Origin of the sequence: Pseudomonas batumici (assembly GCF_036585405.1) — a bacterium.
Lineage (GTDB): Bacteria > Pseudomonadota > Gammaproteobacteria > Pseudomonadales > Pseudomonadaceae > Aquipseudomonas > Aquipseudomonas batumici.
In genome coordinates this window covers 3,874,299-3,887,182 of sequence record NZ_CP144470.1, presented here as the reverse complement: position 1 = coordinate 3,887,182, position 12,884 = coordinate 3,874,299, and the positions used below count along the sequence as shown (strand labels likewise).

Annotated in this window: 9 protein-coding genes; 3 read left to right on the top strand and 6 right to left on the bottom strand. The window is 58.7% G+C overall.

The genetic code is table 11. The annotated features are described in order from the left end of the window. Positions 1-64: 64 nt before the first annotated feature. Positions 65-3,562, top strand: coding sequence for an autotransporter domain-containing protein (locus NUH87_RS17535; protein WP_338522038.1), 3,498 nt, complete (start codon positions 65-67; stop codon positions 3,560-3,562). Between the two features lie 70 nt (positions 3,563-3,632). Here the strand turns inward: NUH87_RS17535 and NUH87_RS17530 are convergent, their stop codons facing one another. The 4 genes from NUH87_RS17530 to NUH87_RS17515 form a co-directional block, all read right to left on the bottom strand. Beyond that, a complete protein-coding gene (locus NUH87_RS17530; RefSeq protein ID WP_338522037.1) occupies positions 3,633-3,911 on the bottom strand; it encodes a helix-turn-helix transcriptional regulator in 279 nt (92 codons plus the stop codon). Continuing rightward, on the bottom strand, positions 3,908-5,233 hold the full coding sequence (locus NUH87_RS17525; RefSeq protein ID WP_338522036.1) for a type II toxin-antitoxin system HipA family toxin: 1,326 nt from the start codon (positions 5,231-5,233) through the stop codon (positions 3,908-3,910). The genes NUH87_RS17530 and NUH87_RS17525 overlap by 4 nt, the downstream gene beginning before the upstream one ends. A gap of 251 nt (positions 5,234-5,484) precedes the next feature. After that, positions 5,485-7,308 carry a sodium-extruding oxaloacetate decarboxylase subunit alpha gene (oadA, locus tag NUH87_RS17520; RefSeq protein WP_338522035.1) on the bottom strand — a complete coding sequence of 608 codons (1,824 nt, stop codon included), beginning with the start codon at positions 7,306-7,308 and terminating at the stop codon, positions 5,485-5,487. A gap of 11 nt (positions 7,309-7,319) precedes the next feature. Then, a complete protein-coding gene (locus NUH87_RS17515; RefSeq protein WP_338522034.1) occupies positions 7,320-8,735 on the bottom strand; it encodes an acetyl-CoA carboxylase biotin carboxylase subunit in 1,416 nt (471 codons plus the stop codon). A 202-nt stretch (positions 8,736-8,937) separates the two neighbouring features. On the opposite strand from NUH87_RS17515, the gene NUH87_RS17510 reads away from it, so the two are divergent. Further along, positions 8,938-9,900: a LysR family transcriptional regulator gene (locus tag NUH87_RS17510; protein WP_338522033.1), complete on the top strand. Its 963-nt coding sequence runs from the start codon at positions 8,938-8,940 to the stop codon at positions 9,898-9,900. Here the strand turns inward: NUH87_RS17510 and NUH87_RS17505 are convergent. Together NUH87_RS17505 and hexR are read right to left on the bottom strand one after the other, a co-directional pair. After that, entirely contained in the window at positions 9,842-10,033 is a 192-nt protein-coding gene (locus tag NUH87_RS17505) for a PA3496 family putative envelope integrity protein (RefSeq protein WP_338522032.1), read from the bottom strand. The two genes, NUH87_RS17510 and NUH87_RS17505, sit on opposite strands and share 59 nt — an antisense overlap. Before the next feature lie 94 nt (positions 10,034-10,127). Continuing rightward, entirely contained in the window at positions 10,128-10,994 is an 867-nt protein-coding gene (gene hexR / locus NUH87_RS17500) for a transcriptional regulator HexR (protein WP_040071809.1), read from the bottom strand. Positions 10,995-11,401: 407 nt separating this feature from the next. Here hexR and NUH87_RS17495 point away from each other — a divergent pair, with 407 nt between their 5' ends. Beyond that, on the top strand, positions 11,402-12,871 hold the full coding sequence (locus tag NUH87_RS17495) for a DUF6531 domain-containing protein (RefSeq protein ID WP_338522031.1): 1,470 nt from the start codon (positions 11,402-11,404) through the stop codon (positions 12,869-12,871). Positions 12,872-12,884 lie beyond the last annotated feature (13 nt).

Sequence of the window (12,884 nt, the reverse complement as noted above, 5' to 3'; positions counted from 1 at the left end):
ACATTTATCGATTAAATACATAGATACATTTCCGGTCTCGAATCAATCCGAGGCCGGAAAACCCATGTCCCCTACCCCTCATCGTCTAGCACTCGCGGTCACGCTGGCACTCACGACTGTCGTCTTGCGCGACACACAAGCCAGCCCCACGTCCTCAGCCCCTCAACAACAAGGGAACGTTAGCAGCCTGCACGCCGAGAAAGGCCATACGGTCTTGCTGAGCGATCCGTCAATCGACTACACCAATCAACGTGACGGCGAAATTCATGCAACTACCGGAAGCGCCATCAAGGTCAGGGGGCACGTCACGGGACACATCACCAACGACGGGAAAATCAGCAGCGAACGTCATGACGGCATAGACCTGGGGCGCTCCGATATCACCCTGCTCAATGTTGGCACCCTCTCGGGCGGACGTCACGGCGTCAGCACCCGACACGAGGGAGAGCTGACGAACCGCGGCCAGGTGAACGGGCTCAACGGCGCGGGATTCCATTCCGAGGGCAACGGCAAGGTCACCAACTCAGCCAAACTCACGGGTGATGCAAGCACCCTGGATACCGACGGCGATGGCATACGGATCAGCGCACATGCGGAGATTTACAACGTCGGCGAGATTGTCGGCAAAGGCAGCCGGGGGGTTGATCAATACGGCGGCGCCTATACCAGCGAAGGTATCGCCCTAGGCGGCGGCACGATCTTCCAAGACGCCAAAGGCACCATCAGCGGCGCGGATCATGGTATCCAGGCGAGTGACGGCAACAATGATCCGTCGCAACGACCCACCTTCCTGGAAAACCACGGCACCATTCGCGGCCAGAAGGGCTTTGGCGTGCGCTTTATCGGCGAGCAGGCCGACCGGGTGACCGACAACGGGCTGATCCATGGCGGCAACGGTTATGCCCTCGACCTCGGCGGCGGTAACGACATCCTGATCGTGCAGAGGAACAGCCGCTTCGAGGGTATCGTCGACGGCAACACGGGTGATGACGTGATTCGCCTCGACAGCCCCGACGGCGGCCACTTTGACTTTGGCCAGAGCCGCAACTTCGAACGACTTGAGGTGCGGAAAGGGACCTGGTCCCTGACCGGGCAAGACAATTTCAGTGCGGGACTCGAAATTTTCCCCCTGGCGCAGGTGCTCGCACAGGACGGTACGGGGCTGCACATCGAAGGCACTCCGCTTCTGATCAACCGTGGCACCGTGATGGGCACCACGACCTCCGCGAACAGCGATGCCGACGGGCTGCAGGTCCGGGGTAGCATCCAGATCGACAACTACGGCCGAATCACGGGCAGCGGGGCCAATGGTTTCGAACAAGGCCATGCATCCGGCGGTGACAGCGCCAATCCGCGTCATAGCAGTGAAGGTGTGCGCCTGAACGGCGGACGCCTCACCAACCATGAGGGCGGGGTTATCGAGGGGCAGCACAATGGCCTTTTCGCCGACCAGCGGACAGACCCGCTACAGTTGGAAAATCGCGGTTCCATCCGTGGCGTCGAAGGTTTTGGCGTCAGTCTGTTCGGCCAGTTCGACGATACGCTGAGCAACAACGGCTTGATCGGCGGCGGCAATGGCCTGGCCCTGAACCTGGGCGGTGGAAGCGATACCCTGATCGTGAAAAACGGCAGCCGCTTTATCGGTCGGGTAGATGGCGGGACCACTGACGATTACCAGGAACAATTTCAACTGGGCTTCGACCCCGACACACCGCTCAAGGCCAACGACGATCAGGTGATCTTCGATGACACCCTGGGCGGCAGCTTCGGTAACAGCCGACACTTCGAACGGCTGCTGGTCAAACAGGGCACCTGGACACTCACCAGCCAGGACGACTTCAGCACGGGTGCCGAAGTGCTGGCCCGGGCCCATCTGATCAACCAGGGCAGCATTCTTGGGGCCGCACGGGTCAACGACGGGGCGACCTATGGCGGCGGCGGAAGCGTCGGGCATCTGCGGGTGGCGGGAACCCTCGAGGTCGATCCTCAGCAGGGCGCCGCCAAGATCAAGGAGCATCTGACCCTGGATCCCGGCGCGACCCTTGCCTATGGCATCGACGTCGATGACAACAGCGCCACTGTCGAGGTCGGCGGCACCGCCCATCTCGATGGCGCCCTGTTGCTGAAGGTACAGGGCGATGTCCCATCGAACCGCCAGCACACGGTCATTAAAGCCGGCAAGCTGGAAGGCCGCTTCGCCAGCATCCGCACCAACCTGGCGCTACTGACCGCCACCGCCCACTACAGCCCGACACAGGTGGGCCTCACCTACACACGCAATGACGTCAATCTGGGGGATCTGGGGAATACCAGCAACGGTCATAACGCTGGGGAAGCCTTGGATCCCTGGATAAGTCCGAGTTCGCCTGTCCCGGCACCCACACCGGTTAGACCGCCAGAGCCAATCGCCTCCGTGCCCGCTGTTACACCGCCAGAACCGGTCACTTCCGCGCCGGCCATTACCCTGGAGCTGATAGCCGAGGAAGACCAAGGCACCGAGCTGTCCGACGAGCCCATGCCGCAACCGTCCCCGAACTCACCGCTGCGCCATGCCGCGCTCTACATCAGCGCCGTCGAGGCGGGACAGGCGCTCGACCAGCTTTCAGGCGGCAGCACCGCCCAGTTACGCAACGCAACGCTCAGCGGTTCCCGACAGGTCGGCAGCAGCCTGCTCACGGTCATGCGACAAACAGAGGGCCAGCCCGACCAAGGCGACAAGGTTCAGGTCATGAACGGCGACCACAGCCGGCTCTGGGTTCAAGGCCTGGGCAACTCCGCCAGATTCGACAGCACTCATGGCAACCATGGGCTGCGACAAAGCACCCGGGGCCTGGTGCTGGGTGCCGACTGGGCGCTCGACAGCGAATGGCGCCTCGGCGTGCTCGGCGGCCAATCGCAATCGGACTTCAAGGGCCAACGTTTCACCGGCGACCTCGACAGCTGGCACGCCGGTGTCTACGCCCTGCGCCAAAGTGGCCCGCTGGCCCTGCGGCTCGGCGCGGTGTACAGCAGCCATTCAGGCAAGACCGGACGCAGTGTGGCGTTCAACGGCTACCGTGATCGTTTCAAAGGCGATTACGACGCCAACAGCCAACAAGCGTTCGCCGAAGTCGGCTACAGCTTCGGGGGTGCCGACCTGCGTGTCGAACCTTTCACCGGCCTCGGCTACGAACGTTATCACCGCGACACCTTCACCGAGCGCGGCGGCGAAGCGGCCCTGGCCGTCGGCAGCCAGACCCACGGCAACCTCAACAGCACCTTCGGCGTGCGCGCGAGCAGCGTCACCACCTTCGACAATAAAATGAGCCTGACCCCACACCTGAGTGCTGGCTGGAAGCACCTGTATGGCGACGTTGGCAGCACGACCCGGCAGAAATTCACGGTGAGCGATCGCACCTTCAAGGTCCAGGGCGCTGCCCTGGACCGCGACAGCCTGTTGCTGGAAGCCGGCCTTGACCTGAAGCTGTCGCCCAGCCAGAACCTCGGCGTCGGCTACAGCGGAGAAGTCAGCAGCAACCAGCGCAATCATGGGGTCATGGGTCACTGGAGGCTGACCTTTTAACCAGACTTCGGCTGTCCGGCCCGTCCGTCTTGCAAGAACGGGCCTTGCCACAAAAGGCGACGCGAGCCCATCAGCCTGCAGTCTTGCGAAGTCGCACCACGCCCATCTGCAGCCCGAAGGGTTTGAACACCGAGTTCAACGAATTGAGCGTCGGATTACCCTCCTCGTGCTCGATATAAACAAGGGTCCGTACCGAAATCCTGCACATCCGTGCAAATTGAGTCTGGTGTAAGCCGGTAACCTCGACACGCAAGCGCCTGACCGCAGCGCCAATACCGATCACACCTTGGGCAAGGTCGTCCTGAATGGCTTGAATCAGCAACGCACGGACTTCAAGGCTGAGAGTCATTTCAGCCCCCAGTCCTGCATACGCTGCTCAAGCCTTTTCAAGGCGATCAGCGGATGGTTCAAGGTGACTGTCGGCAAACCGCCATCGACCAGAATATCGGGCAACGCCAACAAATGACTGGCGTCTGCCCGAAGCCGTTCAAAAGCCATCTGCGGATCGACGATACCTGCCAGCGCATCGCAGGCCTTACGCCAATCCACCTCGCCTCCCCTTTCAATGTCTCTTGACCACTTGGTGCTGCGTGTCACGCCCTCGTCATCCATGACCATCGGCGCCAGGTCATAAATAGGTGCCAGACGAAATGCCGCCTTGTCGCGGATGATCGATGTGTTTCGCCCGTGATTGTCGGAGTTGCCCAGAATCTTGTTGAGCAGATCGCGCCGCAGATAATCCGCCACCAGATCCGCTACCTGATCCTGCTGGCCTGCCTGACGCCAAAGGCTCGCAAGAAGCGTGATCACTTCCAGATGGTCCATATAACTGCCGGGGATAGTGACTCCAGCCAGCGAATACATCGACTCCACAGCAAAGCGCTCAACCCCCTGTGCGGTGACGTTACGATCAAAACGGCGCATCCAGAGGCTCGGCCTGTTGGCTTCCTCCAACGCCAGGCCTTCCGCCGATACGGTTTCGATACCCAACGCCTGCAGGGCTTTGTAGTAGTGATACTCGCTTCTGAGAATGTCTTGGTCGGTCTGCGTAGACTTGTTCCGGGCAAACTTCACGAACCAATGACGTGCGACGTCGGCATCGTCAAGCACAGCATCCGGGTATAACAGTCCCGCGCGATCTTCGCTCATCAGCAACTTCGGCGCTTCTCCACCGGCTCCCGTAGCCCCGCCAATCGCCGCGCCTTGCTCATAGGCGTATTCGAGAAATCGACTGTCACGACTTACCACGTCCGCCCGGGAAAACCCCATGGGCTCACGGTCATCGTGTACTTCCACAGAATCCTTGATACGCAAGTGACCTATGGGTGCCGGAGTACTTCTTCCCAGCAAAAACAGATCGGCACTGACATCATCCGGCTTTTCCCGACCGACCCTGGCCATCAGGAATCGCTTGGCCGCCCCGGCAGGAGCAATGTCCTGCACAAAGGCAGGGGCCTTCTGATCATTCCTGCTGTCCCAGTCCAACGGAAGGGCTGCACTGACAGCACAGGCGAACGAACTGCCCATGTCCTCGAAGTGATCCAACAGATAGCTTTGCTTATAGGCAAACCTGCAACGTCCCTCGAAGCCCTTTTGCGGATCCTCGAAAACCAGAGTCATGGCGTCCTGCCAAGTCCTGTTCGCATAGATTTGGAGTGTCAGCGTGTACATGGGTCAACCTGCAATTTAATGCGTGCGATAAGCAAAGATCGTCGACAGAACTGCAATATAGTACATATCAGTTCACCTTCGCCGTCCAAAAGATGCAATAAAATGCATTGATAACCCGTTAAATGGGAAGTACACGCAACAAAATGCAGGTTGCTTCGTGGGAGACGAAGTTTGCTCAGGGCAAAACCCGATCAAAAAAAGGGGAGCACATGCTCCCCCGAGGAAAAACGCTTGTAGTCGAAGGCTATTGATCAGCCTTCGATCTCGATCAGGATTTCGCCCGGATTGACCCGGTCGCCCTTGGCCACATGGATGGCCGTGACCTTGCCCGACACCGCGGCCTGCACTTCGGTCTCCATTTTCATGGCCTCGGTGATCAGCACGGCCTGGCCGGCTTTCACGCTGTCGCCTTCCTTGACCAACACATCGACGATATTGCCCGGCATGGTGGTGCTGACATGGCCCGGCGCGCTGGCCTGCTTGCGCTTGCTGCTGCCACCGCTGACGAATTCGTTGAGCGGTTCGAACACCACTTCTTCCGGCATGCCGTCGATGGACAGGTAGAAGTGCCGCTTGCCTTCGGCCTTCACGCCGACACCGGTGATGTCGACGCGGTAGGTTTCACCGTGTACGTCGATAACGAACTCGGTCGGCACACCTTCACCGCCCGCCGAACGCACGCCACCGGCCTCAGGGATCGGCAACAGCACTTCAGGGACCAGGGTGCCGGCCTCACGCTCTTCGAGGAATTTGCGCCCGATATCCGGGAACATCGCGTAGGTCAGCACGTCTTCTTCCGACTTGGCCAAGGCACCGATCTCACCGCGCAACTTGACCATTTCCGGCTTGATCAGATCGGCCGGACGTACGTCGATCACTTCCTCGCTGCCGATGGCCTGGCGCCGCAGCTTCTCGTTGACCGTGCCCGGCGCCTTGCCGTAGCCGCCCTGCAGGTACAGCTTCACTTCGTTGGTGATGGTCTTGTAGCGCTCGCCGGCCAGAACGTTGAAGAACGCCTGGGTGCCGACGATCTGCGAGGTCGGGGTCACCAGCGGTGGGAAACCGAGGTCTTCACGCACCCGTGGAATTTCCGCCAGCACTTCGCCCATGCGGCTCAGGGCGCCCTGCTCTTTCAACTGGTTGGCGAGGTTGGAGATCATCCCGCCCGGCACCTGGTTGACCTGCACACGGGTGTCGACCGCAGTGAACTCGCTTTCGAACTGGTGGTACTTCTTGCGCACGGCGTAGAAGTACAGGCCGATTTCCTGCAACAGTTCCAGATCCAGACCGGTGTCGAATTCGCTGCCCTTAAGGGCCGCGACCATCGACTCGGTGCCCGGATGGCTGGTGCCCCAGGCGAAGCTGGAGATCGCGGTGTCGATATGGTCGGCGCCGTTTTCCACCGCCTTGAGCTGGCACATCGCGGCCAGTCCTGCGGTGTCGTGGGAGTGGATGAACACCGGCAGCGACTGCTCGGCCTTCAGCGCCTTGACCAGTTCGCCGGTGGCGTAAGGGGTCAGCAGGCCGGCCATGTCCTTGATCGCCACCGAGTCGCAACCCATGGCTTCCATCTGCTTGGCCTGGGCCACGAACGCCTCGATGGTATGCACCGGGCTGGTGGTGTAGGCGATGGTGCCCTGGGCATGCTTGCCCGCCGCCTTCACCGCTTCGATGGCGACCCGCAGGTTACGCACGTCGTTCATGGCGTCGAAGATGCGGAACACATCGATACCGTTGACCGCCGCCTTGGCGACGAAGGCCTTGACCACGTCGTCGCTGTAATGGCGGTAGCCCAGCAGGTTCTGGCCGCGCAGGAGCATTTGCAGGCGGGTGTTGGGCAAGGCCGCGCGCAGTTGGCGCAGGCGCTCCCACGGGTCTTCCTTGAGGAAGCGCACGCAGGCGTCGAAGGTCGCGCCGCCCCAGACTTCCAGGGACCAGTAGCCGACCTTGTCGAGCTTGTCGCAGATCGGCAGCATGTCTTCGGTGCGCATGCGGGTGGCGAGCAGCGATTGATGGGCGTCGCGCAGGATCGTGTCGGTAACGTGGATTTTTTTGGCAGAAGCGGTCTTGCTCATTGTAATAATCCTCACAGGCCTGCGTGGGCGGCGATGGCGGCGGCGATGGCCAGGGCCAGCTCTTCGGGTTTGCGCTTGATCGAGTAGTTGGTCAGTTCAGGGTGGCTTTCAACGAAGCTGGTATTGAACTGGCCGCTGCGGAATTCCGGATTGCGCAGGATTTCCTGGTAATAGGCGGCAGTGGTCTTCACGCCTTGCAGGCGCATGTCGTCCAGGGCGCGCAGGCCACGGTCCATCGCTTCTTCCCAGGTCAACGCCCAGACCACCAGCTTCAGGCACATGGAGTCGTAGAACGGCGGAATGGTGTAGCCGGTGTAGATCGCCGTGTCGGTGCGCACGCCGGGACCGCCGGGGGCGTAGTAACGGGTGATCTTGCCGAAGCTGGGCAGGAAGTTGTTCTTCGGGTCCTCGGCGTTGATCCGGAACTGCAGGGCAAAACCGCGATGGATGATGTCTTCCTGCTTGACCGACAACGGCAGGCCGGAGGCGATGCGGATCTGTTCACGGACAATGTCGATGCCGGTGATTTCTTCGGTGATGGTGTGTTCCACCTGCACCCGGGTGTTCATCTCCATGAAGTACACCTCGCCCTCGGCGAGCAGGAACTCCACGGTGCCGGCGTTCTCGTAGCCCACCGCCTTGGCCGCGCGCACCGACAGGTCGCCGATATAGGCGCGCTGTTCCGGGGTCAACTGGGGGCTGGGGGCGATTTCGATCAGCTTCTGGTTGCGGCGCTGGATCGAGCAGTCACGCTCGAACAGGTGCACCACGTTGCCGAAGCTGTCGCCGAGGATCTGTGCTTCGATGTGCTTGGGATTGACGATGCATTTTTCCAGGAAGACTTCCGCCGAACCGAAGGCCTTGGTCGCTTCGGAAATCACCCGTGGGAAGGCCTGTTCCAGTTCTTCGCGGCTGTTGCAGCGACGGATACCGCGACCGCCACCGCCGGAGGTGGCCTTGAGCATCACCGGGTAACCGATGCGGTCACCTTCGGTGAGGGCTTCGGCGATGTCCGCGACGTTGCCTTCGGTGCCCGGGGTGACCGGCACGCCGGCCTTGATCATGCTGCGCCGGGCTTCGGTCTTGTCGCCCATGCGCCGAATCACTTCCGCCGACGGGCCGATGAACTTGACTCCGCGTTCGGCGCAAATGTCCGCCAGCTCGGCGTTTTCCGAAAGAAAGCCGTAACCGGGGTGCAGTGCGTCGCAACCGGTTTCCACCGCCAGGTTCACCAGCTTGCGCGGGTTCAGGTAGCCGGCCAGCGGCTCGGCGCCAATGCTGTAGGCCTCATCCGCGCGCTTCACATGCAGGGCATGGCGGTCAGCGTCGGAAAAGATCGCGACCGAGCGAATGCCCATCTCGGCGCAGGCACGCACGATTCGTACGGCAATTTCACCACGGTTGGCGATCAGGATCTTTTTTATCACTTGGAAATTCCTAAGCCGCTGGAACAAACAACCCTTGGGGTGCAACCGGAAAAACGGGTCGGCGCGTGACTAAATGTTTCAAGCCAGTCGCGCAGTCCACACTAGCTCTACCCAGTGATAAACCAAAATCAATAATTATTGGGTCACTCATAAGCAAAGGCTTATAGTTTGACGGTTCGCCGCCCCCACGAGTATTCATAAAATGCGTAAGTCCTTGATGCGTATGACATTACGCCAGCTCAAGATCTTCAACGAAGTCTGCGATCTGCGTTCCTACAGTCGCGCGGCTGACGAAATGTCTCTCACACAACCGGCCGTCAGCCTACAAATTCGTCAGTTGGAGGAGCTGATCGGGCAGCCTTTGTTCGATTACGTCGGCAAAAAGCTCTACATGACCGAAGCGGCTGAAGCGTTACAGCGGGCCAGCCGGGACATCTTCGGCCGACTGGAAAACCTCGATATGCAGCTCTCGGACATGCAAGGCTCGCTACAAGGGCAACTGAAACTGGCGGTGGAATCCAGCGCCAAGTATTTCGTGCCGCACCTGTTTGCCGCGTTCAAGCGCCAGCATCCCGAGGTCAACCTGCACCTGACGGTGGTCAACCGCGCGCAGGCGATCCGGCGCCTGTCGGACAACCGTGACGACCTGCTGATCATGTCCATGGTGCCGCAGGACATGGGGCTCGAATTCCTGCCGTTCCTGAACAACCCGATTGTCGCGGTGGCGCCCCCCGATCATCCGCTGTGCCATGGCGGCCCGCTGCGCTTGCAGGACCTGGAGCCGTATACGCTGTTGATCCGTGAGGCGGGGTCGGGGACGCGGATGGCCTGCGAGGAGTATTTCAAGGAGAAACGCGTGCACTTCTCGCAGACACTGGAAGTGACTTCGGGCGAAGCCCAGCGCGAGAGCGTGGTGGCGGGGCTGGGCCTGGCCCTGTTGACGCGCCATGCCCTGAGCCTGGAACTGGCGACCGGCGTGCTCCGGGAACTGCCGGTGGAAGAACTGCCGCTCTATCGCAGTTGGTGCGTGGTTCAGGCCAAGGACAAACGCCTGTCACCGGTCGCCCATGCGTTCCTGGGGTTTATTCGCAGTGAACGGTTACAAATCAGCGGGCTGGCTGAGCGCTTCGACGGTCGTTTACCAGGTCTGCCTGCCAGTAATTGAGGGCGGCGATTTCCTGTTGCAGCTGGCGCAGTTCGTTGCGGTCTTCGATTGCACGACGGAACTCCATGCGGCGCTGATCTTCCTGCTGCCGACGGGTTTTGACGCTGCTTTGCTCTTCGTGGTGCCGGGCCATTTCGAGTCTCCCAGGGTGGATACGGGAGTTTCAAGATGGACGCCTGGCGTTACGATTTGGCGGCAGGTGAGTGACAGGCAGATGAAATTGCCTATCAGTCGTCCAGGGCTTTTACCGACTTGGGCGACAGCCGCAAACTGCGCAGGCTGCGCTTGACGCTCTTGAGGTGGTTGACCAGGCTCGGCCCACGGGCCATGGCCACGCCCATGGCCAGCACATCGATCACCACCAGGTGGGCGATACGCGAGGTCAGCGGCGTATAGATCTCCGTGTCTTCATGCACATCGATGGCCAGGTTCACCGTCGACAACTCGGCCAACGGCGTCTGGCTCGGGCACAGGGTGATCAGGGTCGCACCGCTCTCACGCACCAGGTTGGCGGTGATCAGCAGGTCCTTGGAGCGGCCCGACTGGGAAATGCAGATCGCCACGTCGGTGGGCTTGAGCGTCACCGCCGACATCGCCTGCATGTGCGGGTCGGAATACGCCGCCGCCGTCAGCAACAGCCGGAAGAACTTGTGCTGGGCGTCCGCCGCCACCGCACCGGAAGCACCGAAACCATAGAACTCCACCCGCTGCGCCGCCGACATGGCGGTCACGGCGCGTTGCAGCGCAGCCGGATCGAGCTTCTCGCGCACGTCCATCAGGGTGTGCAGGGTGGTGTCGAAGATCTTCAGGCTGTAGTCCGCCACCGAATCGTCTTCGTGAATCGCGAACTGCCCGAAGCTGGCGCCGGCCGCCAGGCTCTGGGCCAGCTTCAGCTTGAGATCCTGGAAGCCCGAGCACCCGATGGCCCGGCAGAAACGCACGATGGTCGGCTCGCTGATGCCCACGCTGTGGGCCAGGTCGGCCATGGAACTGTGCATCACCGCCGCTGGATCGAGCAGGACGTGATCGGCGACCTTGAGCTCCGACTTGCGCAGCAGGTTGCGAGACTGGGCGATGTGTTGCAACAGATTCAAAGGGCTGGACTCGTTGTTATGGGCGAACGCCTGGGATGTAGCAGTCTTGTAGTTATACTACAAGAATTCGCGGATTGCCCGCGCAAATCCATCATCCAGGCCCTGATTGGCAAACGACCAGCCCTGTAGCGGCTGAGAAAGACTGCCAAGCCCCTCCTGCCTCAGGTACGTAAAGGGTGCCCCCTGCTCAAGGCGATTAGTTTACAGATTCTTACAGGAAAATTGCTGACAAGACTCTTGTGTATCCCTCCACCCTAAAAACAAGCTTAAGTTAACTCCAGTCGCGCTCTGCACGACCCATATATACGGACGTTAAACATTAGCAAATATTTTAAAGCTTGAAAGACACACAAAAATCAAGCTACAACTAAATACAACCCACACAATCACGGATGATTGAAAATTTTATGAGCAAAAAATTTAAACTTACAATTTTTCTTTTCTACCTCTTTTCATCCTATGAACTCTCTGCACAAGAATACTATTGGAGATTGGTCCACTACTCGGACCTCAAATACACATCACCAGAATCAGCGTGCAGGTGGATGTATAATCGTTATTATGATTATGATGACATATACTACCTATCGGTCAGAGCTGATAATGAACGGCACTGGACCTGCGTCATTTCCCCCGTTCCCTACGAAGATGAAACGAGTGCACAGATTTCCATCGTTAGAGATGGAGACAGCTGTCCACTTGGAAAATTTTATAACAGCCTTAACGGACAATGTGAGCATCATCAGAACGAAGATACCTGCCCATCAAGCACAACAGGAAACCCTATAAATTTTTCATCAGGTTACAAAATACAGGTAGAAACAGACTTTTCCACGCCCAAGACTGTAGCACGGCCCGACTCGATTGAGTTTTCTAGATTTTACAACAGCGCGCACGGCCGCTGGACGCACTCGTATTCGTCACACCTTGTAATAGAAGAGTCGACCACAGCTGTGATTCATGCAGATGGCAGAATATCTACATTCGAAAATTCAGCTGGAGATTACACTCCAAAACCGCCCGAAGTAGGAAGATTAACCAAAGGAGGTGAGACGTTTACCTACAGCGCCCCCAACAATGAATTTCTGACCTTCGACAGCACTGGGAAGCTGCTGAGTATTCGGAAAAATGGCTTTTCTCAACATCTAAAATACACCGAAGATTTCATAGACGTCCAAGACGATTTTGGCTTCAGCCTAAAGTTTACCGAGGATACCAAAAGACAACCTTTGAGTCTGACAACAGACAACATCAACATTAATTACGAGTACAACACTTATATACAGCTAAAGTCGGTAGTGCGAAATTATTCTGATCGATCAGAAACGCGAAAATATTTTTATGAAGACCCCAATGACAGTCGGCTTCTCACAGCTATTGAGGACGAGCGTGGCGTCCGTTATGCCACCTGGACTTACGACAATCAAAGCCGGGCCATATCCAGCGAACATGCCAATGGCACCCAAAAAATCACCGTCGACTATAACAACGACGGCTCCTCTACCGTTACCAACGAGCTCGGCAAAAAAACACACTACCAATTCGAATTAGTCGGCGGTACAAAACGCATAAAATCTATAGATGGCGAGCCCTCTCCCAACTGCCCAGACAGCCAATCGATTTTTGCTTATGACGAGAAAGGCTTTCTCAAATCGAAAACGGACAATAAAGGCAATGTAACCGCTTATACCCGAAACACCCGAGGATTGGAAACGTCCCGAACAGAAGCCAGCGGCACACCTGACGCCAGAACAATTTCCACCGACTGGCATTCTACGCTGTTCTCTCCCATACGGGTCACTGAACCGGATCGAGTCACTCAATACACTTACGACCCTCAAGGACGACCGCTCAGCCAAACCATAACCCCACGCTGAATCAGAAGGATCT

Coding starts and splice junctions, on each gene's coding strand:
- NUH87_RS17495 (WP_338522031.1), top strand. CDS start 11,402: ATGAGCAAAAAATTTAAACTTACAATTTTTCTTTTCTACCTCTTTTCA.
- NUH87_RS17535 (WP_338522038.1), top strand. CDS start 65: ATGTCCCCTACCCCTCATCGTCTAGCACTCGCGGTCACGCTGGCACTC.
- NUH87_RS17510 (WP_338522033.1), top strand. CDS start 8,938: ATGCGTAAGTCCTTGATGCGTATGACATTACGCCAGCTCAAGATCTTC.
- NUH87_RS17505 (WP_338522032.1), bottom strand. CDS start 10,033: ATGGCCCGGCACCACGAAGAGCAAAGCAGCGTCAAAACCCGTCGGCAG.
- oadA (WP_338522035.1), bottom strand. CDS start 7,308: ATGAGCAAGACCGCTTCTGCCAAAAAAATCCACGTTACCGACACGATC.
- NUH87_RS17530 (WP_338522037.1), bottom strand. CDS start 3,911: ATGACTCTCAGCCTTGAAGTCCGTGCGTTGCTGATTCAAGCCATTCAG.
- NUH87_RS17525 (WP_338522036.1), bottom strand. CDS start 5,233: ATGTACACGCTGACACTCCAAATCTATGCGAACAGGACTTGGCAGGAC.